The organism is Pseudomonas sp. COR18, assembly GCF_048568395.1.
Lineage (GTDB): Bacteria > Pseudomonadota > Gammaproteobacteria > Pseudomonadales > Pseudomonadaceae > Aquipseudomonas > Aquipseudomonas fuscovaginae_B.
In genome coordinates this window covers 6,716,903-6,739,977 of sequence record NZ_CP183808.1, presented here as the reverse complement: position 1 = coordinate 6,739,977, position 23,075 = coordinate 6,716,903, and the positions used below count along the sequence as shown (strand labels likewise).

18 protein-coding genes and 1 pseudogene are annotated in these 23,075 nt (G+C 64.0%); 7 read left to right on the top strand and 12 right to left on the bottom strand.

What is annotated here, in order from left to right; genetic code table 11:
* The first annotated feature begins 143 nt into the window (after positions 1 to 143).
* Positions 144 to 1,745, top strand: coding sequence for an ABC-F family ATP-binding cassette domain-containing protein (locus tag ACM62G_RS30185; RefSeq protein ID WP_419736338.1), 1,602 nt, complete (start codon positions 144 to 146; stop codon positions 1,743 to 1,745).
* A 3-nt stretch (positions 1,746 to 1,748) separates the two neighbouring features.
* Here the strand turns inward: ACM62G_RS30185 and ACM62G_RS30180 are convergent, their stop codons facing one another.
* The 3 genes from ACM62G_RS30180 to ACM62G_RS30170 are packed head-to-tail and all read right to left on the bottom strand — an operon-like array spanning position 1,749 to position 5,538.
* A complete protein-coding gene (locus ACM62G_RS30180; RefSeq protein ID WP_419736337.1) occupies positions 1,749 to 3,050 on the bottom strand; it encodes an NAD(P)/FAD-dependent oxidoreductase in 1,302 nt (433 codons plus the stop codon).
* The gene (locus ACM62G_RS30175; RefSeq protein ID WP_054056460.1) at positions 3,047 to 4,135 is read right to left on the bottom strand and encodes a polyamine ABC transporter substrate-binding protein; all 1,089 of its coding nucleotides are present in this window, start codon (positions 4,133 to 4,135) and stop codon (positions 3,047 to 3,049) included. Before ACM62G_RS30175 ends, ACM62G_RS30180 begins: the two co-directional genes overlap by 4 nt.
* Before the next feature lie 44 nt (positions 4,136 to 4,179).
* Positions 4,180 to 5,538 (bottom strand): glutamine synthetase family protein, encoded by a 1,359-nt coding sequence (locus ACM62G_RS30170; RefSeq protein WP_054056461.1) that lies wholly within the window; start codon positions 5,536 to 5,538, stop codon positions 4,180 to 4,182.
* Positions 5,539 to 5,710: 172 nt separating this feature from the next.
* Between ACM62G_RS30170 and ACM62G_RS30165 the strand changes: the two are divergent.
* Positions 5,711 to 6,612, top strand: a pseudogene (locus ACM62G_RS30165) (helix-turn-helix domain-containing protein).
* A 7-nt stretch (positions 6,613 to 6,619) separates the two neighbouring features.
* On the opposite strand, the gene ACM62G_RS30160 reads toward ACM62G_RS30165, so the two are convergent.
* Together ACM62G_RS30160 and ampC are read right to left on the bottom strand one after the other, a co-directional pair.
* Positions 6,620 to 7,021, bottom strand: a complete 402-nt coding sequence (locus ACM62G_RS30160) for a hypothetical protein (protein WP_054056463.1) — start codon at positions 7,019 to 7,021, stop codon at positions 6,620 to 6,622.
* 43 nt (positions 7,022 to 7,064) lie between these two features.
* A complete protein-coding gene (ampC, locus tag ACM62G_RS30155; protein ID WP_419736336.1) occupies positions 7,065 to 8,234 on the bottom strand; it encodes a class C beta-lactamase in 1,170 nt (389 codons plus the stop codon).
* Positions 8,235 to 8,441: 207 nt separating this feature from the next.
* Here ampC and ACM62G_RS30150 point away from each other — a divergent pair, with 207 nt between their 5' ends.
* The gene (locus ACM62G_RS30150; RefSeq protein WP_054056465.1) at positions 8,442 to 9,314 is read left to right on the top strand and encodes a LysR family transcriptional regulator; all 873 of its coding nucleotides are present in this window, start codon (positions 8,442 to 8,444) and stop codon (positions 9,312 to 9,314) included.
* 219 nt (positions 9,315 to 9,533) lie between these two features.
* Here the strand turns inward: ACM62G_RS30150 and ACM62G_RS30145 are convergent, their stop codons facing one another.
* On the bottom strand, positions 9,534 to 10,160 hold the full coding sequence (locus tag ACM62G_RS30145; RefSeq protein WP_419736335.1) for a hypothetical protein: 627 nt from the start codon (positions 10,158 to 10,160) through the stop codon (positions 9,534 to 9,536).
* A gap of 396 nt (positions 10,161 to 10,556) precedes the next feature.
* Here ACM62G_RS30145 and ACM62G_RS30140 point away from each other — a divergent pair, with 396 nt between their 5' ends.
* Entirely contained in the window at positions 10,557 to 11,912 is a 1,356-nt protein-coding gene (locus ACM62G_RS30140) for an MATE family efflux transporter (RefSeq protein WP_419736334.1), read from the top strand.
* Positions 11,913 to 11,923: 11 nt separating this feature from the next.
* On the opposite strand, the gene ACM62G_RS30135 is transcribed toward ACM62G_RS30140, so the two are convergent.
* A complete protein-coding gene (locus tag ACM62G_RS30135) occupies positions 11,924 to 13,138 on the bottom strand; it encodes an MFS transporter (RefSeq protein WP_419736333.1) in 1,215 nt (404 codons plus the stop codon).
* 217 nt (positions 13,139 to 13,355) lie between these two features.
* Between ACM62G_RS30135 and ACM62G_RS30130 the strand changes: the two genes are divergently transcribed.
* Positions 13,356 to 13,967 (top strand): LysE family transporter, encoded by a 612-nt coding sequence (locus tag ACM62G_RS30130; RefSeq protein ID WP_419736332.1) that lies wholly within the window; start codon positions 13,356 to 13,358, stop codon positions 13,965 to 13,967.
* Positions 13,968 to 14,033: 66 nt separating this feature from the next.
* Positions 14,034 to 15,014 carry an arsenic resistance protein gene (locus ACM62G_RS30125; RefSeq protein ID WP_419736331.1) on the top strand — a complete coding sequence of 327 codons (981 nt, stop codon included), beginning with the start codon at positions 14,034 to 14,036 and terminating at the stop codon, positions 15,012 to 15,014.
* A gap of 7 nt (positions 15,015 to 15,021) precedes the next feature.
* Here ACM62G_RS30125 and ACM62G_RS30120 read toward each other — a convergent pair whose 3' ends face one another.
* Positions 15,022 to 15,420 carry a hypothetical protein gene (locus ACM62G_RS30120; RefSeq protein ID WP_419736330.1) on the bottom strand — a complete coding sequence of 133 codons (399 nt, stop codon included), beginning with the start codon at positions 15,418 to 15,420 and terminating at the stop codon, positions 15,022 to 15,024.
* A gap of 228 nt (positions 15,421 to 15,648) precedes the next feature.
* Positions 15,649 to 17,094, bottom strand: coding sequence for a SulP family inorganic anion transporter (locus tag ACM62G_RS30115; RefSeq protein WP_419736329.1), 1,446 nt, complete (start codon positions 17,092 to 17,094; stop codon positions 15,649 to 15,651).
* Between the two features lie 185 nt (positions 17,095 to 17,279).
* Between ACM62G_RS30115 and ggt the strand changes: the two genes are divergently transcribed.
* The gene (gene ggt, locus ACM62G_RS30110) at positions 17,280 to 19,007 is read left to right on the top strand and encodes a gamma-glutamyltransferase (protein ID WP_419736328.1); all 1,728 of its coding nucleotides are present in this window, start codon (positions 17,280 to 17,282) and stop codon (positions 19,005 to 19,007) included.
* Between the two features lie 55 nt (positions 19,008 to 19,062).
* Here ggt and ACM62G_RS30105 read toward each other — a convergent pair whose 3' ends face one another.
* The 3 genes from ACM62G_RS30105 to arnT all read right to left on the bottom strand — a co-directional run bounded on the left by ACM62G_RS30105 (position 19,063) and on the right by arnT (position 22,937).
* A complete protein-coding gene (locus ACM62G_RS30105; RefSeq protein WP_419736327.1) occupies positions 19,063 to 19,587 on the bottom strand; it encodes a DUF2867 domain-containing protein in 525 nt (174 codons plus the stop codon).
* A 96-nt stretch (positions 19,588 to 19,683) separates the two neighbouring features.
* The gene (locus ACM62G_RS30100) at positions 19,684 to 21,249 is read right to left on the bottom strand and encodes an ArnT family glycosyltransferase (protein ID WP_419736326.1); all 1,566 of its coding nucleotides are present in this window, start codon (positions 21,247 to 21,249) and stop codon (positions 19,684 to 19,686) included.
* Complete coding sequence (arnT, locus tag ACM62G_RS30095; protein ID WP_419736325.1) at positions 21,246 to 22,937, bottom strand: lipid IV(A) 4-amino-4-deoxy-L-arabinosyltransferase; 1,692 nt, start codon at positions 22,935 to 22,937, stop codon at positions 21,246 to 21,248. Before arnT ends, ACM62G_RS30100 begins: the two co-directional genes overlap by 4 nt.
* Positions 22,938 to 23,075: the final 138 nt, after the last annotated feature.

Below are 23,075 nucleotides of genomic sequence, written 5' to 3'. Positions count from 1 at the left end.
GGCGTCGGTCACGGTGATACTGACTGCCCATTGCTTTTTCGAGGTGTTCGTCCAATGCGCAATTGATGCCGCCGTCTGTTCCGACGGCCAGTCTCCGTACCCCCTGCTGCAGGGTGGAGTCCATGGCATTGATGGGAGTTCGCATGACGAATTCGTACCTGACGCTGGAAAGCGTTTCCTATGTCCTGGCCGATGGCCGGGTGCTTTTTTCCGGGCTCGATGCCCGCTTCGATGGACAACCGACGGCGATTGTCGGGCGCAATGGCGTCGGCAAGAGCGTGCTCGCACGCCTGCTCGCGGGGCAGCTATCGCCGGCCGAAGGGTATTGCCGGCGTGGCGGCAAGGTCCACTATCTGGCCCAGCAGCTCGACCCCCATGCCTCGATCGCGACATTGCTCGGCGTGCAGGAACTGCTGGCGGCCCTGGAGCGTATCGAGGCCGGTGGTCTCGATACGGCCGATTACGACCAGGTCGGCGAGCGCTGGGATATTCGCCAGCAACTGCAGGCCGAACTGGAGCGCCATGACCTGAAGGGGCTGGACATCAGCCGTCCCGTCGCCAGCCTGAGCGGTGGCGAAGCGATGCGCGTGGCCCTGGCGGGAGCCAGCCTGTCGGATGCGCAGACGCTGATCCTCGACGAGCCGAGCAATCATCTCGACCGGCCTGCGCGTCAGGCCCTGATGGAGCAACTGCGGCACTGGCCCCGTGGCCTGATCGTGATCAGCCATGACCGGGAGCTGCTGGAGCAGATGAGCCGGATCGTCGAACTGTCCAGCCTGGGCCTGCGCAGCTACGGCGGCGGCTACAGTTTTTACCTGCAGCAGAAGGCCGTCGAGCGCGACGAGGCGGTGCGCCAGCTGGAGCACGCCCGGCTCGAACGCAAGCGTACCGAGCAGGCCCTACGGCTTCAGCAGGCGCGCCAGGAGCAGCGCCAGGCCCGTGCCGAACGGCAGGCCGGGCAGGCCAACCAGGCGCCGATCCTGTTGGGGCGTCGCAAGGGCATCAGTGAAAACACTCGTGGCAAGCAGCAGGCACAGCAGGCGGCGGTACGTGAAAACCTGGCGCAACAGGTGCGTGAAGCGGCCCGTGCGGTGGAGCAGGAGGTGGCGGTCGTGCTGCAGGCGCCAGCCAGTGCGCAATTTGCGCGACGGCGGGTGCTGGTCCTCGACGACCTGCGCCTGCCCCGTGTAAAGGGACAGCTCAGCCTGGTCCTGCATGGGCAGCAGCGGATCGGCGTGGTGGGGCGCAACGGCAGCGGCAAGTCCACCTTGCTCAAGGTCCTGGCAGGGCAACTACCGACGACTGGGGGTGACTTCACGGTCAATGGCACGCTGGCCTATCTTGACCAGGCCTTGTCCGCTGTCGATCCGCAGCGTTCGATCCTGGAACAGTTGCGAGCGGTGAATCGGCATTCGAGCGAAGGCGAGTTGCGTAGCCGTCTGGCGCAGTTGGGCCTGGGGGCCGAATGCGTCATGCAGCCCAGCGGCCTGCTCAGCGGTGGCGAACGACTCAAGGGTGCGCTGGCCAGCGTGCTCTACGCGGACGAGCCGCCGCAGCTGCTGTTGCTGGACGAGCCGAACAATCACCTGGACCTGCCGTCGCTGCAGGCCCTGGAAAGCATGCTGGTGCAGTTTCACGGTGCGCTGCTGGTGGTGTCCCATGACCGGTGCTTTCTCGATCGGCTCCAACTGACCGAACGGTTGCAGGCCGGCGTCGATGGCTGGCAACTGCAACCCTGGGCGTGATGCTCAGCCCAGCACCTCGCGCAGCCGGTGCCAGAGCATGCCCAGCGCCAGCAACGGCGAGCGCAGGGCCTTGCCGCCGGGGAAGGTCATGTGCGGGACCGCGCTGAAGATGTCCATGCCCTGGCTCTGTCCGGCGTGAATCGCTTCGGCCAACAGCCGGGCGGTCCAATGGGTGACATTGACGCCGTGACCGGAATAGCCCTGGGCATAGAACACGTTCGGCTGCTGGCGCAGGCGGCCGACCTGGGGGAAGCGGTTGGCGGTGATGCCGATCTTGCCGCCCCACTGGAAGTCCAGGCGCACATCCGCCAGTTGCGGGAACACCTTGAGCATCTTCGGCCGCATGTAGGCGCCGATATCCGCCGGATCCCGCCCGGAGTAGTGGCAGGCGCCGCCGAACAGCAGGCGGCGGTCGGCGGACAGCCGATAGTAGTCCAGGCCGACCTTCTGGTCGCACAGCGCCAGGTTCTGCGGGATCAGTTCGGCGGCCAGCGCCGCGGTCAGCGGTTGCGTCGCGACGATGTAGCTGCCGGCCGGCAGCACCTTGCCACTCAGGCGCGGTTCGAGATCATCGAGGTGGGCATTGCAGGCCAGCACCAGGTTGTCGGCGCGCACGCTGCCGTGGGCGCAGCGCACCCGCACGCGGCTGCCATGCAGCAGTTCGAGCACCGGGCTCTGTTCGAAGATCCGTACCCCCAGCGACTCGGCTGCCCGCGCTTCGCCCAGTACCAGGTTGAGCGGATGCAGATGCCCGGAGCCCATGTCGATCAGGCCACCGGCATACGCGCTGGACGCCACCACCTGGCGCATGTCCCGCGATTCGACGATTCGCGTTTGATGTGCATACCCCAGTTGGGCCAGGTGTTCCTGCTCGGCCTGGAATGCCGCGAACTGCGCCGCGGTGTTGGCCAGTTCGCAGAAGCCCCAGCGCAGGTCGCAGTCGATGGCATGTTCGCGGATCCGTTCGCCAACCAGCGCGACCGAGTCGATGCCGGCCCGCTCCAGGTAGCGCACGCCGTCCGTGCCGACGTAGCGGGCGAAGCCGCTGACATCATGGCCGATGCCACGGATCAGTTGGCCGCCATTGCGCCCGCTGGCGCCCCAGCCGATGCGCCGGCCTTCGAGCAGGACCACCGAGAGGCCGCGCTGGGCCAGCTCGATCGCGGTATTGACGCCGGTGAAGCCGCCGCCGATCACGCAGACGTCTGCGACCAGGTCCGACTCGAGCCGGGGGCGGTCCGGCATCGAGTGGGCGGTGGCAGCATAGTAGGAACGGGCGTGTTCCATTGTGCTGTCGTGGCTCATTTGTTGGTCTTCACCTTGCTCCAGGAACGGGTCATCAGGCGCATGATTTCCGGGGTCGGCGTGGTCGAGATGTACAGTTTGTCGAGCACTTCCTGCGGTGGGTAGACCTCGGGGTTGTGCACCAGGTCGGCGTCCATGTACTGCTGGGCGGCCGGGTTGGGGTTGGCGTAGCCGACCGTGGCGCTGACCTTGGCGATCACCTGCGGATCGAGCAGGTAGTTGATGAAGGCATGGGCCTCCTTGACGTTGGCGGCGTCGGCCGGGATCGCCAGCAGGTCGAACCACAGGTTGCTGCCCTCCTTGGGAATCGAGTAGGCGATGTTGATGCCGTTCTTCGCCTCCTTGGCCCGGTTGGCGGCCTGGAACACGTCGCCGGAGTAGCCGAAGGCAACGCAGATGTCACCGTTGGCCAGGTCCGAAATGTACTTGGAGGAGTGGAAGTAGGTGATGTACGGCCGCAGGGTCAGCAGCTTGGCCTCGGCCTTCTTGTAGTCCTCGGGGTTGGAGCTGCGTGGGTCCATGCCCAGGTAGTTGAGGATCGCCGGGAAGGTCTCGTCCGGCGAGTCCATGAACGAGACACCGCATTGGCTGAGCTTCTTCAGGTTCTCCGGTTCGAACAGCACCGCCCACGAGTCGATGTGGTCGATACCCAGTACCTGCTTGACCTTGTCGACGTTGTAGCCGATGCCGTTGGTGCCCCACAGGTAGGGCACCGAGTGCGCGTTGCCCGGATCGTTCTTTTCCAGCAGCTTGAGCAGTTGCGGGTCGAGGTTCTTCCAGTTCGGCAGTTGCGCGCGGTCGAGCTTGAGGAACGCTCCGGCTTTCACCTGGCGGCCGAGAAAATGGTTGGAAGGCACCACCACGTCATAGCCGGTCCGGCCGGCGAGCAGCTTGCCTTCCAGGGTTTCGTTGGAGTCGAACACGTCATAGATCACCTTGATCCCGCTTTTGGCCTGGAAGTCGGCGAGGGTGGTCTCGCCGATGTAGTCGGTCCAGTTGTAGACGCTGACGGTCGGTTCGGCGTGAGCCGTGGCGCCGAACAGCAGCGCCAGGGTGAAGGGGACCACGGATTTCAATAGACGCATGTCGACACCTCGTTGAGTGGTTGTGGGTGAGGTCGGGTTGGGGATCAGACGCTGAGCAGGAGGAATTCACGTTCCCAGGAGCTGATCACCCGCTTGAAGTTTTCGTGTTCGGCGCGCTTGACCGCCACGTAGCCGCGCACGAACTGGCTGCCCAGGTAGCGGTCGAGGGTCGGGCAATCTTCCATGTGGGCCAGGGCGTCCTCGATGGTGATCGGCAGGCGCAGGTTGCGCCGCTCGTAGGCGCGGCCTTCCACCGGCGGGTTGGGCTCGATGCCTTCGACCATGCCCAAGTAACCGCAGAGCAGGCTGGCGGCGATTGCCAGGTAGGGGTTGGCGTCGGCACCCGGCAGGCGGTTTTCCACGCGCATGGCCTCGGGGCTGGAGGTTGGCACCCGCAGGCCGACGGTGCGGTTTTCCTCGCCCCACTCGACGTTGACCGGCGCCGAGGTGTCCGGCAGGAAACGGCGGAACGAGTTGACGTTGGGGGCGAACATCGGCAGCACCTTGGGGATGTACTTCTGCAGGCCGCCGATGTGGTGCAGGAACAGCTCGCTCTTGGAACCGTCCGCGTTGACGAAGATCGGCTTGCCGGTGGCGATGTCGACCACGCTCTGGTGCAGGTGCATGGCACTGCCAGGCTCGTCGGCGATCGGCTTGGCCATGAAGGTCGCGGTGACGTTGTGCTTGAGCGCCGCTTCGCGCAGGGTGCGTTTGAACACGGTGATCTGGTCGGCCAGGTCGAGGGCATCGCCGTGGCGGAAGTTGATTTCCATCTGCGCCGGGCCGTCTTCGTGAATCAGCGTGTCGAGGTCCAGGCCCTGGGCTTCGCACCAGTCGTAGACGTCTTCGAACAGCGGATCGAATTCGTTGGCGGCGTCGATGGAGAACGACTGCCGACCGCTTTCGGCACGGCCCGAGCGACCCAGCGGGGCCTTGAGCGGCAGGTCCGGGTCTTCGCAGCGCTGGGTCAGGTAGAACTCCATCTCCGGCGCGACGATCGGCTGCCAACCCTTGTCGGTATAGAGCTGCAGGACCTTCTTGAGGACGTTGCGTGGCGACAGCTCGATCGGGTTGCCCTGTTTGTCGAAGGTGTCGTGGATGACGATCGCGGTCGGTTCGATGGCCCACGGCACCAGGTAGATCGACGAGGCGTCGGGGCGGCAGATCATGTCGATGTCGGCCGGGTCGAGCAGGTCGTAGTAGACATCGTCCTCGACGAAGTCCCCGGTTACCGTTTGCAGCAGCACACTTTCCGGCAGGCGCATGCCTCGCTCATGCAGGAACTTGTTGGTGGGTGCGATTTTGCCGCGGGCGATGCCGGTCAGGTCGCTGACCACACATTCCACTTCGGTAATCTTGTGTTCTTTCAGCCATGAGGACAGCTGATCGAAAGGGGCGTTCATAAGGACCTCGTCGTTGGTTTCATCGACGCCAGGTTGGGCCTTCCGCTTGCCTGAAAGCGGCGGGAGGCTTCCCCTGCAGCGCGTTGGCGACTATCTTGCTGTCAACTGCGCGGTTCCATCTATCCACTTTTCCAATACCAAGATGCACCATAAAGGTGCGCAATGGTCTCCCATGACAGAGCCAAATTCCTTGCGGGTCCAGGCGTTCAAGACCGCCGACGTGACCGAACAGATCCGGGCGACACCCGGTTGGGTCCAGCATTACCAGCAGATGTCGCCGGGGCATTTCGCCGGGCAGATTCGCTACCTGGACCTGCAGGGCGTGCAGATCTACGAGGAGTGCATGAACACCCGGGTGGAGCAGAACTTCAGTGCCCCGTCGGGCGCGCTGGCCTTCTGTTTCGACCGCAGCGACAACGCCCTGTATATGCTCAATGGCGAGAGCCGCAACATCTGGATCACACCGGAGAACTACCAGGAAGTGGCGGTGGTGTTCGGCCCGGAGTTCGTTCGGCATCACGGCCTGGACATCGCCCGGCTCGACGGCCTGTTCATGGCGCCGCTCAACTCGCAGCAGAACGCGTTGTTCGGCCGCTGGCTCAGCGCTACCCTGACTCGTCTGAGTCAGGCTGGCGATCCGCCAAGCCGGGAGGCCCTGACCCAGCAGTTGCTGGAGGATTGCCTGTACCTTCTCGATAACGCCTGCCTGGACCGCGGCTCGTGGCAACGGCGTACGGAGGAGCGCGGCATCATGAAGCGCATTGGCGAATGGGCGGCCGATGCCCCGAGGAAACCCTGAACCTGCTGGAACTTGCTCAGGTGGCCGGCGTGTCGCTGCACCAGTTACAGCATGCCTTCAAGGCGTTCACCGGGATGACCCCGACCCAATGGCTGCGCTTGCGCCGTCTGAACGGCGCGCGCCACGAACTGCTGCACGGCAAGGCACAGAGCACCGTCGCCGAAGTGGCGATGCATTGGTCGTTCTGGCACCTGGGACGGTTTTCCAGCAGCTATCGGGCGTTGTTCCGCGAGTTGCCGAGCCAGACCCTGAAGCGTCGGCAGATGAGCCGCTGAGAGGGGTTCACAGACCGCCCAGCAGGTCGTGGGCGTTGAGCAGTTCGTAGGCGATTTCCGGACGTTTTTCCAGGCCGCGGCGGATCGCTGCCGGGATCGACTGGCGGGTCTTGCGACACAGGCCCGGCAGCTCTTCGATGTGAATGCCGATACCGCGCATGGTCCGCACTTCGTTGGGGCCAGGAGCGATGGTCAGGCGAATGCCCAGTTGCTCGTACATCCGCTGTTGCAGGCGTTCGAGGTCGGCCAGGCTCTTGAGGTCTTCGAGGCGTTCGAGCAGGATTTTCTCTTCCTGGCGGGTCAGGCGCAGGATGCGGATGTCGCTACCGGGTGTCTCCAGCAGCCGTTCCCGCTCGCAATTGCAGGCGCCGGGAGGACAGGGCTGGCGGATCGGAGGCAGGGTGTTCATGACCTCCGATCATAGCCAAGTGCAAGGGCTTTTGCCCATGGGGTTACTGCATGCCTTGCACGGCACTCAGTACCTGGTAGGCGGCCTTGACCCGCACCGGGTTGGGGTAGTTCTTGTTGGCCAGCAGCACGATGCCGATGTTCTTCGCCGGCAGGTACGCCACGTAGGCGCCGAAGCCATTGGTGGCGCCCGTCTTGTTGACCCAGCTATCGGCCTGCGGTGATTGTGGGGTCTTGAACCGGGTGATGTCCTGCGGTTCGAGCATCTTGTACGAGGTGCCCTCGAGCAGGGTGTCCAGCTTGGCCGGGGAGGGGTAGAACTCCCAGCCCAGGCCCTGGGTGGTGTCGCCGAACCGGTAGTAGCCACTGTGAGTCAGGCTGATCGCCTGTTGCAGGGGCGCGTCGAGTTGCCGGGGCCGCATGTTCACCTGGACGTAGTGCAGCAGGTCGCTGGCGGTGGTCTTGATGCCATAGGCCTCGGAGTCCAGCGCGCCAGGGCCGACCCGGGAAGGCTTGTCATCCTTGGTGTAGCCCTGGGCGTAGCGGCTCATCTGGTCCTTGGGAACCCTGAGGTAGGTGTGCTTTAGCCCCAGCTTGGGCAGCAGGGTCCTTTCCATCAGGTCGTCGTATGGCTGGCCGAGGCTCCTGGCGGCCACGTAGCCGAACAGGCCGATGCTCGGGTTGGAATACTGGCGGCGCTCGCCGACAGGGTAGATCGGCTTCCAGTGCTGGAAGTAACCCATCATCTTGTCGGTGCTGTCCGCTTCGTTGGGAAACTGCAACGGCAGGCCGCCGGGGGTATAGGTACCGAGGTCGAGCACGCTGATCCTGTCGAAGGCGCTGCCCCGCAGCTCGGGCAGGTAGTGGCTGGTGTTTTCCGCCAGCGACAGTTTGCCCTGGGCTACGGCATAGGCCGCGAGTGTGGCGTTGAAGGTCTTGCTGACCGAACCGATCTCGAACAGGGTGTTTTCTGTTACCGGCTGTTTGTCCGTCTTGGAGGCAACACCGTAGTTAAAGTAATGTGCCTGGCCGTTGACCAGTACCGCCACGGCCAGGCCGGGGACGCCCTGTTCCTGCATGATCGGTTCAATCGCCGCATCCACGACGGCCTTGAGCGGGTCGACGGGTCTCTGGCCGGCAAAGCTGTTCCCGGCACTGAACAGGCACAAGAGGCTGGTGAGTAATTTGTCACGCATTGTGAGTCTTATCGGCATAATCTGGCTGTTTTCCATGATTTTGATTGTTTGTCCGCATCCTGTCGGGCTGTTTTCTGGACCGTCGTTCATGTTCCGGCCCATGGCGTGAGGCTTGCCTGGTTCACGGCGCAGTTGCGGGGCGAAGCTCAATCTAGGGGATGAGTCCGCCCCTCGACAAACGATGAAATTTCGGATTAGCCATTAGAAAAACTAGGAGCAAGCGCCATGGTCCGCCCTCATTTGCCACTCAATGCCCTGCGGGCTTTCGAGGCCTCCGCGCGGCACTTGAGTTTTACCCGGGCAGCGGTCGAGTTGTGCGTGACTCAGGCGGCGGTCAGCCATCAGGTCAAGAGCCTTGAGAGCCAGTTGCAGGTCGCTCTGTTCAAGCGCCTGCCCCGTGGCCTGATGCTGACCGCCGAAGGCGAGAGCCTGCTGCCGGTGCTGTGCGAGTCGTTTGACCGGATTGCCCAGGCCCTGGGCCGGTTCGAGGGTGGGCACTACCGGGAGGTGCTGACGGTGGGGGCGGTGGGCACGTTCGCCGTGGGGTGGTTGTTGCCGCGGCTGGCGGATTTTCGCGAGAGCCACCCGTTTATCGACCTGCGCCTGTCCACCAACAACAACCGGGTGGATGTGGCGGCCGAGGGGCTCGATTTCGCTATTCGTTTCGGTACGGGAGCCTGGCATGGCGTCGACGCCATGCGCTTGCTGGAGGCACCGCTCTCGGTGTTGTGCACTGCGCAGGTCGCCGAGCAATTGCAGTCTCCAGCGGATGTTCTGAAACAGACGCTGCTGCGTTCCTACCGCACCGATGAGTGGCCCGAGTGGTTCCAGCGTGCCGGCTTGCCGAGCAACAGCCTGGTGGCCGACAGTGTGGTTTTCGATTCGTCGCTGGCGATGATGGAGGCTGCATTGCAGGGAGCGGGGGTGGCGCTGGCGCCGCCGATGATGTTCTCTCGCCAATTGGATACCGGAGATATCCGGCAGCCTTTCGATATCGGTATCGTCACGGGCAGCTACTGGCTGACCCGCTTGCAGTCGCGTGCCGAAACGGCGGCGATGGCGGCCTTTCGCAACTGGCTGGTCGAGCAGTTGCGTTGATGGGAACTCAGGTGTGAATCAGCGCAACGGCGAAAGAGACTACGATTGCGCAGGCAATGGCCAGGTTCAGGTTCATGGTGGAGCATCCGACGGTTGAAAGGTGACTTATCCTGTCGGGAACCGAGGCAAATAAAAAATTCCGTTTCACGATTTGAATGATCAATTGAAATGATGACTCGGTGCCTGGAGTCAGTGGCACTCGTCTTGTGGCTGGCCGGCTCAGCGGGTCAGCAGGTCGAACGCCAGCTTGAGCAGCGGTATCGCGACACAGATGAGGATCAGGCCAATCTGCCAGCGCATCACGTTGATCTGTGCCTGCAACCCGGACATCGACAACCGAAGGTCCGCGCCCTGCTGCTGCATCAACAGGCGAAGCTCGCTGCCTTGTTCGTGGCTCTGCGTGCGTAGTTCGGCACCTTGCTGGAACATCAGGGTACGCAATTCGTGGTTCTGTTCCTTGAGCAGGGTACGCAGCTCATGGGCCTGTTCTTTCATCGTGGCGCGCAGTTCGTGAGCCTGCTCGTTCATCGTGGCGCGCAGTTCGTGAACCTGCTCGTTCATCGTGGTGCGCAGTTCGTGAACCTGCTCGTTCATCGTGGTGCGCAGTTCGTGAACCTGCTCGCTGATCGTGGTGCGCAGTTCATGAACCTGCTCGCTCATCGTTGCGCGCAAGTCCTTGCCCTGCTCGGAGATCGATGCCAGCAGGCGTTCCTCGGTCTGTCGCAGATCGGATCCTGACGCAAGATTTTGCATTTCGGCCTCCCAGGCATCTGCCGCGGCCTTGGCTTTATCGGGGGGAGCGCTGGCGGTGGTCAGCGCCTCGTATAGGCTCAGGGATAAGTTCATCATTGCTCCTGCGATAGACGATAGCGATCCAGGTGCGATAGTCGATTCAAACTGGCAGTGCCTAATAGTCAGTTCGTTCTTCAGATTTTGTGGGCAATTGCCTAGCTTGTTGCCTGCCATTCAACGATGTCCGCTGTGCAGTCCAGGCACTCTCACAGGCGAGTGCTGAAACACCTTTTAGTGATCCGGGCAGCCCTGTGTTCGGCTCAGGCGCAGTCTGGTGCGCGTCACCCAGGTCGATCCCGGGCAGGCGAGGCCGGACCCGCAATGGCTGGACAACGTCAGGAAAATCCCTTCGCCCTGAAGCTGGGCAGGTGACAAAAGTCCCTCACGAATCTTCTATAGGTTAGAGTCGGCGCCTACGTCGATGTACCTCATCCGAGATCCGAGTCCTACATGCAGCCACACCCGCAGCGTCCTCTCTGGCAGGTCTATCTGGTTTTCCTCGCACCCATGGTGCTGTCCAACTTCCTGCAGTCGTTTTCCGGCACGCTGAATAGTATCTACATCGGTCAGATGTTGGGCACCGAAGCCCTGGCGGCGGTGTCTGGAATGTTTCCGGTGGTGTTCTTCTTCATTGCCCTGATCATTGGCCTGGGAGCCGGCGCCTCGGTTCTGATCGGCCAGGCCTGGGGCGCGCGTGAACTGCATGCGCTCAAGGCCGTCGTGGGCGCGACCCTGACCCTGGGCATGCTGATCGGGCTGGTGGCGGCGGTACTCGGAAGCATTTTCGCCCGGCCGGCCCTGCAGGCGCTGGGTACGCCCGCCGATGTCCTGGACGACGCGGTCGGCTACGCGCAGGTGATGATGCTGACCATGCCGCTGTTGCTGATTTTCATCCTGTTCACCCAACTGTTGCGTGGTATCAGCGACACACTGTCGCCCCTACTGGCCTTGCTGGTGTCCACCGGTATCGGTCTGGTCATGACGCCGGCACTGATCCGTGGCTGGTTGGGGCTGCCGCAGATGGGTATTCAGAGCGCGGCCCTGGCTGGCCTGGCGAGTACGGCCTGTGCGATGGCGTTCCTGGGCTTGCGTCTGCGCCAGCAGGACAGTGTCATGGCACCGGACCGCGAAATGCTGGCGGCGATGCGCCTGGACCGGGCGATCCTCGGCAAGGTGCTGCGTATCGGCCTGCCGACCGGCCTGCAGATGATCGTGCTGTCGTTGTCCGAGCTGGTCATCCTGGCGCTGGTCAACCAGCACGGTTCCCAGGCCACCGCGGCCTATGGCGCGGTGACGCAGATCGTCAACTACGTACAGTTCCCGGCGCTGTCGATCGCCATCACCGCCTCGATCCTCGGCGCACAAGCCATCGGGGCAGGGCGCCTGGAGCGGATCGGGCCGATCCTGCGCACGGGCATGCTGATCAACACCGGCCTGACCGGTGGGTTGATCGCCCTCGGATATGGTCTTTCCCATTGGCTGCTGGGCCTGTTCATCACCGATCCGGCGACCCGGGCCACCGCCGGGCACCTGTTGCACATCCTGCTCTGGAGCCTGTTGATATTCGGCTTCCAGGCGTTGATCGGTGGCATCATGCGGGCTAGTGGCACGGTGATGGCGCCGGTGTTGATCATCATTTTCTGCATTGTCGCAATTGAGTTGCCGGTGGCCTATCTGCTCGATGCCCGTCTGGGCCTCGAGGGCGTATGGATGGCTTTCCCGGCGGCCTATATCGGCATGCTGTTGCTGCAGGCCGTCTATTATCAGCTGGTCTGGCGGCACAAGCGGATCGAACGGCTGATCTGATCGTCGTGCGCTCAGGCCGGCTTGCGTGGCGAGCGTCGTCCCGCCGGGAAACCGTGGCGGCGGGCTGCCCAGGCAATCAGCCAGGCCGGCAGCAGCCAGGCCAGCAGCGACCAGGGAATCGACGCCGCGCCGAAGGTGTCCAGCAGCAGTGCGCCCATCACGCCACTGGCGGCAAACGCCAGGTTGAAGGCGGTCACCAGCATCGACTGCGCCGTATCGGCAGCCTCGCCGGCGGCATCGGCCAATGCGGTCTGCAGCAGGGTTGGCGCGCCGCTGAAGCTCAGGCCCCAGAGTGTCACGCCCACATACAGCACGGCCGTCGAGGCGCCGTTCAGACCCAGGGTCAACGCCACGGCGGCGAAGATGCCCAGGCTGAGCAGAACCAGCCGGCGTAGCCAGCGATCGACCAGCAGGCCCACCAGCCAGATGCCCAGCATGGCCGAAATGCCGAAAACCAGCAGCACACGTTCCAGCGATACGGCCGGGCCGGCACTTTCCAGGAAGGGGGCGATATAGGTGTAGAGGCTGTAGTGCGCCATGATCCAGAGCCAGACCACCAGCAACACCGGCCGTACGCCCGGCGTGTTCAGCACCCTGCGCAGGGGCAGGCGGGCAATGGGTCCTGGCGTATGGGTTTGGGGAATTCCCAGCCTTACCCAGAGCATCAGCACAAGGCTCAACCCCGAGAGCAGCGCAAAGATCGTTCTCCACTCAACCCAGTGGGTGAGCCAGGCACTGAGCGGTACGCCCAGCGCCAGGGCCAGCGGAATGCCGAGCATCGCCAGGGCCATGGCACGGCCTTGCAGGGGCACCTCGACCATGCTCCGTGCGCAGCCGGCGAGCAGGCTCCAGGCCAGGCCGGTGGCCGCGCCGATCAGCAGACGGGCAAGCAGGGTCAGGGCATAGGAAGACGACACTGCGCTCAGGGCATTGCCGAGAAAGAACACGGCGAGGGTCAACAGCAGCAACGAGCGTCGTCCGTGACCACGGGTGGCGAGCGTCAACGGGATCGCCGCGAGCCCCGAGCCCAGGGCGCAGAGTGTCACCCACTGGCCCGCCAGGGCTTCGGAAACATCGAGCCCCCGGGCGATCTGCGGCAGCAGCCCGGCCGGGACGGTTTCGTTGGCGGTGGCGATGAAACTGGTCATGGTCAGCGCCAGCAGGCGCGCAATCGGCAGGCGGGCAGCCGTGAGCGTAGGCTGGCTGGCGAGCAGGGAATGGTTCATGTCCGGGACTACCTTCCAGGGTGGATTCGGGATCGCATCGGCGAGGGCGGTAATCTGCGGCATCGCAGGACATTTGATAATGGGCCGGTTCCTTAATGAACTTTCAACGCCAGATTGAAAGTGACCGCCGGGCTGGGCAAGGGCACCTCGATCTGTTGCTTCTTTGGCGGGGGATGCGCATGCTGGTGCCTCGTGGAACCGAGGAGGTGTGCAGGTGATGCTGGGTGTCAGTAACTACGGGGCGTTCGTGCTCGCGTTCGTGATTCTGCTGTTGATTCCGGGGCCGGGAAATTTCGCCCTGATCACCTCGACCGGCAAGGGGGGTGTGCGCGCAGGGCTGGCGGCGACCGTCGGGGTGATCCTCGGTGACCAGGTACTGATGTGGCTGGCGGTCGCGGGCGTGGCCTCGCTGCTCAAGGCCTATCCGGCAGCGTTTCACCTGGTGCAGTGGATGGGCGCGGCGTACCTGCTCTATCTCGGCAGCCGACTGCTGTTCGCCAAGTCCGGCACGGCGATGCCCTTCGAGATGAGAGCCCACCAGTACCTGCGCCAGACCATGATCATCACCTTGTTCAACCCCAAGGCGATCCTGTTCTACATGGCGTTTTTCCCACTGTTCATCGACCCGGCCCAGCATCCGGGCGTGCTGACCTTCGCCTTCATGGCGGTGACCGTCTCGTCGCTGACCTTCCTCTATGGCCTGGTCGTGGTGCTGCTGACGCACTTCTTCGCCGAAAAGGTACGGTCCAGCCGCAAGCTGACCACGGCGCTGGAAAAGGTCGCCGGCATGTTCCTGATCGGCTTCGGCATCCGTGTGGCGGTCCAGTAATTCGCCGCTCGACGAACGTCCCGCCGTTGCATGGGCTTACCCGCTCTTGCGGCAGGGGGACGTGGCTTGAATCGGGACGCACTTGAGCGCAACCAGATACCGCTCTACTTCGTTGCGGTGATCATCGCGATACTGCTCGGGCTGATGGCTCCCGGTATCGCCCGGGGCCTCGATGCCCTGGTGACGCCGGCGATCGCGGTGCTGATGTACGCGATGTTCCTGCAGATTCCCTTCCTCGACTTGCGCCAGGGCCTTGGCCACAAGGGCTTCATGTCGGCGTTGCTGCTGGCCAATTTCGTGCTGGTGCCACTGCTGGCCTGGGCGTTGAGTCGCGGCCTGGTGGCGCATCCGGCCATTCTGGTAGGGGCACTGCTGGTCCTGCTCACGCCCTGCATCGACTACGTGGTGGTGTTCACCCATATCGGCAGGGGCGATTCGCGGCGGGTACTGGCGGCGACGCCGATCCTGTTGCTGCTGCAACTGATACTGCTGCCGGTCTACCTGGCCTGCATGCTGGGTGGTCAGTCCGCGGTGGTGATAGCGGTCGGGCCGTTTGTCGAAGCCTTCCTCATGCTGATCGTCGCGCCATTGCTGCTGGCCCTGACGACCTCGGCACTGGCCCGCCGTTCGCGAGTGGTCACGGCCTGGAACGACAGCTGGGCCTGGCTGCCGGTACCGGCGATGGCCGCGGTGCTGGTGGCGGTGATCGGATCGCAGATCGCCGGAGTGGTGCGCGATATCGAGCGTCTTGCGCCGGTGCTGCCGGTGTACCTCGGCTTCCTGCTGCTGGCACCGCTGGCGGGCGCACTGGCTGCGTGCCTGTGCCGGCTGCCGGCGAGCGCGGCCCGTGCCGTCGTCTTCAGTGCCTCCACGCGCAATTCCCTGGTGGTACTGCCGCTGGCCCTGGCATTGCCCGAGGATATCCGCAGCCTGGCAGCTGCCGCCGTGATCACCCAGACCCTGGTCGAGCTGGTGGGGGAACTGATCTATGTGCGTGCCATTCCGGCGCTGGTCTGGCGCAATCGCCCGGATGACTCCCTGGGCTGACGCCCTTCTACAGTTCCTCGATGGCGGCCCGGATCTGATTGGCGACCGGCTGCTCCAGGGTGCTGTAGAGCTGGGCCAGGACCCGGCCGCTTTTCGAGCGATAGACATGCGGGCCGGCCAGGGCCCGCAAGGCATGAAAGTGCTCCTGCAGATGATCGCAGTATTCGCGGGTCTCGCAGACGAAGAACTGGCCGCCCTTGGGCGCGATGCTCGGGAATGCCACTTCCACCCGCTCCTTGTAGGTGTTGGGCAGCAGGCTCAGGGGCTTGCGCTTCGGGTAGCTCACGGCCCCGAAGGGCACCCCGTTGGCCTTCAGGGCATCCAGTACCGCATTGGCGGTTGGCGGGGTGTCGCTGCCGCAGGCGACCAGGGGCAGGCCGGCGATCATCAATAGAAGGGCTTTCATCCTGACACTCCTTGTTCCATGTACGCTTTTTTCAATCGGTGACGACCGATGGAAACGGACAGCCGGGTAGGCTGTTTCTCCATCTTCGCAGATTGTGCAGGCGTGCTGTCCCGAGGTTTGTCAGTTGTGTCCCGATATTTCCAAGCCATTATTCCGCTTGTTGTCAGCCACTTCGTATACCGGGCCCGGGTGAATAGACGGCGCGGCGATCAGGCAGAGACCGGGTGCCTATCCGGGTTGCACTCCCGCCCGCTTGAGCAACTGCTTGCAGCGTTCCGACAGATGTTCGACCCGCAGGTGCTTGCCGGCCTTGGCGTAACGTTCCCGCAGGCTTTTCAGTGCGGCAATCGCCGAGTAGTCGACGAAACTCAGGTGGCGGCAGTCCAGCACAACCTTCTGTGGGTCGTTGGCCGGATCGAACAGGTTCTGGAATGGCGTGGTCGAGGCGAAGAACAGCGTGCCGTGCAAGCGGTACAGCTTGCTGCCGTCGGGCTCCTGATGGGTATCGGCGTACAGTTCGCGGGCATGCTGCCAGGCGAAGTTCAGCGCAGCGATCACGATCCCGCACAGCACCGCCATCGCCAGGTCGGTCAACACCGTGATCACCGTGACCGCGATGATCACCAGCACATCGTTCACCGGCACCTTGTTCAGCACCCGCAGCGAAGCCCAGGCGAAGGTCTGCTGGGACACCACGAACATCACTCCCACCAGTGCGGCCAGCGGGATACGTTCGATCAGTGGTGACAGGAACAGCACGAACAGCAGGACCATCAGCCCGGCCACCACGCCGGACAGTCGGCCACGGCCACCGGAACTGAGGTTGATCACCGTCTGGCCAATCATCGCGCAGCCGCCCATGCCACCGAACAGGCCGGAAACCATGTTGGCCACGCCCAGTGCGGTGCACTCGCGATCCGGATAGCTGCGGGTTTCGGTGATCTCGTCGGTGAGGTTGAGGGTCAGCAGGGTTTCCAGCAGGCCGACCAGGGCCATCAGCACCGCATAGGGGGCGATGATCTGCAGGGTTGCCAGGTTCCACGGCACTTGCGGCAGCGTGGGCAGCGGCAGGCCGCCGGCGATGTGGGCCATGTCGCCCAGGGTGCGGGTCGGCAGGCCGCACAGGTAGACCAGCAGGCCGACCCCGAGGATCGCCACCAGCGCCGGCGGTACGCTGCGGCTCAGGCGCGGTAGCAGGTAGACGATGGCCATGGTCAGTGCTACCAGGCCGAGCATCACGGCCAGCGGTTCACCGCGGATCCAGCCCTCGCCGTCCTTGAACTGCTCCAGCTGGGCCAGGGCGATGATGATCGCCAGCCCGTTGACGAAGCCGAGCATCACCGAGTGCGGCACCATCCGCACCAGCTTGCCCAGGCGCAACAGGCCGAAGGCGACCATGATCAGGCCGCCGAGCACGACCGTCGCCAGCAGGTATTGCACGCCGTGCTGCACCACCAGGGCGACGATCACCACCGCCATGGAACCTGCGGCACCGGAAATCATGCCCGGCCGGCCGCCGAACAGCGCGGTCAGTGTGCAGATGATGAAGGCGCCATACAGGCCCATCAGCGGGTTGAGATGAGCGACCAGGGCAAAGGCGATGCACTCGGGCACCAGGGCGAAAGCGGTGGTGAGTCCGGCCAGGACATCGGCGCGTAGGCGGGCGGGTTTCATGGTGTACCTGAGATGGGGGCCAGCGGGGAGCAAGCGAGGGCTATATGAAAGGCGGGAAATGTTACGGAAATGTAACAGGTCCTGCAAAAAAGTCGGTAACGGGCATTCGCAGCGGCTACCTTGTCAAGGGCCTGCGCAGACAGGCGTCTGCGTTCCCAGCAAATAAGAAAAAGAGAATTCGGCTCATGAAATTCGAAACCCTTGCGCGCTCGCTGCTGGCGACGGCGCTGATTCTGGCTGTTACCCCTGCCCATGCGGCGTCCCAGGCACCGGTCGCCGGTGAGAACGGCATGGTCGTCACCGCGCAACACCTGGCCACCCACGTCGGGGTGGATGTGCTCAAGGCGGGCGGCAATGCGGTGGATGCCGCGGTGGCGGTCGGTTACGCCCTGGCGGTGGTCTACCCGGCAGCCGGTAACCTCGGCGGTGGCGGCTTCATGACCGTGCAGTTGGCCGATGGCCGCAAGACCTTCCTCGACTTCCGTGAAAAGGCGCCGCTGGCCGCCACGGCCAACATGTACCTGGACAGGGACGGCAACGTCGTCCCCAACCTGAGTTCGAAAGGACACCTGGCGGTTGCCGTGCCGGGCACGGTTTCCGGCCTGGAACGGGCACTGGAAAAATACGGCACGAAAAAGCGCGCCGACGTGATCGCCCCGGCCATCAGGCTGGCCGAGGAGGGGTTCGCACTGGAGCAGGGCGACATCGACCTGTTGCACACCGCCACTGACGAGTTCCGCCAGGATATCCACGACTCCGGTGCAATCTTCCTGAACAGGGGCGAGCCGCTGCAGGTCGGCGAGAAACTGGTGCAGAAGGACCTGGCGAAAACCCTGCGGGCAATCTCCGCCAAGGGTACCGACGGCTTCTACAGGGGCTGGGTGGCCAAGGCCATTGTCGACTCCAGCCAGGCCGGCAAGGGCATCATCACCCAGGATGACCTCGACAGGTACAAGACCCGCGAGCTGGCCCCCATCGAGTGCGACTACCGCGGCTACCACATCGTCTCGGCACCGCCACCCAGCTCCGGTGGCGTGGTGATCTGCGAGATCCTGAACATCCTCGAAGGTTATCCGATGCAGCAACTGGGCTATCACTCGGCCCAGGGCCTGCACTACCAGATCGAGGCCATGCGCCACGCCTATGTCGATCGCAACAGCTACCTGGGCGATCCCGATTTCGTCAAGAACCCGGTGGCGCAACTGCTGGACAAGGCCTATGCCGAGAAGCTGCGGGCCGCGATCGATCCGCACAAGGCCGGACTCTCCCGGGACCTCAAGCCGGGTGTGGCGCCCCATGAAGGCAACAACACCACCCATTACTCGATCGTCGACCAGTGGGGCAACGCGGTGTCGGTGACCTACACCCTCAACGACTGGTTTGGCTCCGGGGTGATGGCGAGCGGGACCGGGGTCCTCCTCAACGACGAGATGGACGACTTCACCGCCAAGGTCGGCGTGCCGAACATGTACGGCCTGGTGCAGGGCGAGGCGAATGCCATCGCGCCTGGCAAGACGCCGCTGTCGTCGATGAGCCCGACGATCGTCACCAGGGATGGCAAGGCGGTCATGGTGGTCGGTACGCCCGGCGGCAGCCGTATCATTACCGCAACACTGCTGACCATTCTCAATGTCATCGACTACCGGATGAATATCCAGGAAGCCGTGGATGCGCCACGTTTCCATCAGCAATGGCTGCCGGAGGAGACCAATCTCGAAACCTACGCGATAAGCCCGGATACCCAGAAGATTCTCGAAAGCTGGGGGCACCGGTTCACCGGCCCGCAGCCGCTGAATCACCTGGCGGCGATCCTGGTCGGCGCGCCGTCGCTCGATGGCAAGCCGGTGGGCAACAACCGCTTCTACGGGGCCAATGACCCGCGGCGCAATACCGGCCTGTCGCTGGGCTACTGAGTGCTCGCAGGCGGCGGCCCTGGCGCGTTGCGGGCGTCCGGGGCCGTTGGCCGGCTCAGTGGCGGCCGGCGTTTCGCAGGGTGATCGGCACGATCAGCCGGTGAAACGGCGCCACCGGCAGCATGTACAGGCGGCCCAGCCGATTGTGCGTGTGGACCACCGTCGACAATGTGAGGGTGCGCGTACCCTCTGGGGTGACGGGCGAGCGGTGCAGCGTCAGATAGACATCGAGGTGCCTGTCACGGTCGGCCAGCATCACTTCGTCCGGCTGGTTGGAGACCAGCGTGAAGATCCCGACGCGATCGTTCTCCCGGTAGTCGGCATCCGCCCGCGCCAGGTCGATGCGGGTCAGGCGCCCCAGGTCCTTGAGCCCGAACAGGCCCACAAGGCGATTGCGCAACTGCATCAGCCCGTCGATCCAGGCCGGTGTCGTCGCCATCATGTTCAACGCATGGCGCAGGGCCGTGCGGTCGAGATGGCTATCGCTGATGCACTGGCTGTCGACGAAGTCGGCGTTGGCCAGCAGGCGGTTGATACTCGAGTCGGGTGGTACCGGGCAGCGGTGCACGGCGGGCTTCATCAATGGCGATCCTTGCGGGAAATGAATGGAGCCCCGAGCCATGTCGGGGTCTCCACTCTACGTGAACCGGCCGCTGCATGCATCCGGCCCGATCCGCTATTGCGGGCGGCCCACGGCTTCCAGCGGGCCTTCACGCCGCGGGATATAGGCGACGCTGCCATCCTCGCGGGTATGGGCGAGCCGCGCGCCGTTGGTGGGCTGGGTCAGCACGACGTCATGATCGGCCGCGAGGTAGTTCAGGGGCAGCGGCTCGCCGGCCCGGAAGCTGGTGACGATCAGCGTCCGCGTCGGGTCCCAGCGGCGGCCGCTGGTCCTTTCCAGCCAGTCGATCAGGTCGTCGCTGTCGCCGTTGCGCGGGTAATCCTGGTTTTCCTGCACGTAGTAAAAGGGTCTGCCCTGGTTGTTCAGGTACATCGGCAGCTTGTTGTCGACCTCGATCATCACCATCTGCCATTCGTCCCACGGCGCCCGCTGGCTGGCCTTGGCCTGCACGTCGTCGGCGAAACGCATGGCACCGCCACCGCCATTGCTCCACGGATAGGCAATGCCAACGACCAGCAGCACGAATCCTGCCGCCGCCGCGAAACCCTTGGTCCAGCCGGGGCCGCTGACTTTGCCGTCGGCGCGTCTTTGCGCCATGCTTCGGGTCACCCACCAGGCCGCCAGCAACTGGGCGAACGGCACCAGTGGCAGCACGTAATAGCTGCGGCGGCTGCCGCTGGCGGTGAAGAACACGAACAACAGGCCCAGGCCCCAGACCAGCCAGCGGGTATTGGGCTCGATCCGTTTCCATTGGCGCAGTGCCAGCCACAGGCCCAGCATCCAGCAGGGAGCCCAGGGCAGGGTGTAGGCCGGCAGGTAGATCAGGTAGGTGTAGATCGGGCCCATGTGGTCGAAAGGATCGAAAAAGCGCACGACGTTTTCCCTGAACACCAGTGCCAGACCACTCTCGCCGTAGGTCGGCGCACCGTACAGGTTCGACAGCACGAAGGGCACAGCGTAGAGCGCGAGGGCGGCCAGCAGGGCGGTCGGCAGCCGTAGGTTGAGATGGCGCTTCCAGCGGCCCCCGGCCAACAGGTGTGGCAGCAATAACAGTCCCGGCAGTACGAAGCCGATCAGGCCCTTGAGCAGCGAGGTCAGTGCCAGCATCAGGAAAAACATCGCGTAGCGTCCCAGGCGCGTGTCATCCGGGTCGCGCCAGTACCACCAGACAGCGGCCAGTACACCGAACACCGTGAGGATATCGGCGGTGGCCACGCGGGCCCAGAACACGAAGTAGAAGGTCGTCGCCAGCATCCAGCCGGCCACCAGGCCGGTGCCCTTGCGCCACAGGCGCTCACCGATCAGGTAGACCAGCCACACGCTCAGCCAGGCGGCAATCACCGAGGACAGGCGCAGCGAAACGTTGCCCAGTCCCCCCAGCAGCTTGGCGCTGGCGGTGATCAGCCAGTAGGAGGGCAGGGGCTTGTCGTAGTAGGGCAGTCCCTTGAGGTACGGGTCGAAATAGTTGCCCGACTGCAGCATCTGCAAGGCGATGTTTGCCCAGCGGGTTTCCGCGCCCCACAACTCCCGCGAGCCCAGGCCCGACAGCAGAAGCAGGGCCGAGACGCCGAGCAAAAGGGCCAGGGCGCCTGTGTCGGTTTTCCAGTGGCTCAGGTTCATGGCCGGGTCTGCGGGAAGATAATGATCTCGCTGTCACCTTTGTGGTAGCGCTTGCCATCGGGTGGCAGCAGTCCGAGCTCCTCCATTTGCGCAGTGTCCCTGACGCGCATGACCACCCCCACCGAGCCTTGCCTGCGGGCTTCGCTCATCCACTGCCCGACGCTTTCGAGCGTGACCTGGCGCCCCTGCGCATCAGGGTAATCCAGGCCATATTTCAGTTCGCCGACGGTGTTGAACAAATCGACCTGTGGACGTTGCAGGCGCCAGGAGAGCGCCGCGGCAGTGCCCAGCTCGTTGCTCAGCAGGCGCCTGGTCTGGCGCAGTTCATCCAGGTGTTCGGCGATGAACTGGTCGGGCATCTTGTGGCTCACCACGCTGGCCGGCATGCCGGCCGGCAGCAGGCTCACCAGCAGGGCGATACCCAGTGCCGGCATTGCCCAGAACGCCACGGGGCGCAGGACCTGCAGGGCATTGGCGATGATCCAGACCATCAGCATGATGAACACCAGCGACAGGCTGAACACCTCGGCATGACTGTTCGCATAGAGGCCGCGTGTCGCCTGCAGCACGAGCAGGCCAGCCAGCGCCACCACGCCCAGGGTCAGGTTGAGTATGCCGTTGAGGCGCAGCATGCGGCCTTCGGCACGGGCCACCCGATCGATCAGCGCATGGCCCATCATCAGTGCCAGCGGCAGCAGGCAGGGCATGATGTAGGTCGGCAACTTGCCCTTGCTCAGGCTGAAGAACGCCAGCGGCAGGGCGAACCACAGCCAGAGGAAGCCGATGCCGGACTGGCGCCTTTGCTGCCAGGCCTGCTTGAACGTCGGCACTAGCAGCACCGACCAGGGCAGGCACGACACCACCAGCAACGGCAGGTAGAACCACCAGGGTTGTGCGTGTTGCGCGTTGTTGCCGGCAAAGCGCTGGATGTGCTCGTGCCAGAAGAAGAAATTCCAGTAGTCGGGTTCTTGGGCGTTGACCGCCATTACCCACGGCAGCGCGACGGCCAGTGCGACCACCACGGCGATCGGACCGCAGCGCAGCAACTCACCCAGGCGGCGCTGCCAGATCATGTAGGGCAGGGCGACCAGCACCGGCAGCAGCAGGGCCAGAAAACCCTTGGTCAGGAACCCCATGCCGCAGGCCAGGCCCAGCACGGCCCAGGCCCACAGGCGCTGGTGGCGCTGCTGGCTGTCGCTGGCGAACCAGAAAGCGACCAGGCTGAGGTTCGACCACAGGGTAAACTGCGGGTCGAGGTTGGCATAGCCGGCCTGTCCGGCGACCAGGCCGAAGCTCATGAACAGCAGGGCCGAGGCGAAGCTCTTGCGCGGGTCGTTCCACAGGCGGCGGGCGATCAGGTAGGTCAGCAACACGCTGAGCCCGGTGCTGAGCGCCGAGGCGACACGCACACCGAACAGGTTTTCGCCGAAGATGGCCTGGCCGATGGCGATCATCCAATAGCCGGCGATGGGTTTTTCAAAGTACCGCAGGCCCATGAAATGTGGAGCGGTCCAGTTACTGCTAAGCAACATTTCCTGACTGATCTGGGCGTAGCGGGTTTCGTCGGGGATCCACAGGCCGTGAAACATCATCGGCAACAGATAGAAGAGTCCGAAGGCGAGTATCAGGGTCGGCAGCGACCAGCGCCTGAGCGTCGCGGGGGAGAGGTAGGGAATGTGAGCGTTCATGAGTTGGCCTTAGCGGTCTCTACCGCCACAAGGGTTTTAACCAGGATTCGCGACAGCGGTTGTCCGACCGGTAACGCTGCAAACCATGGGCGCACGCCTGCCCGGACAGATTCAGGTTCACGACAGGAACCGAGCCTG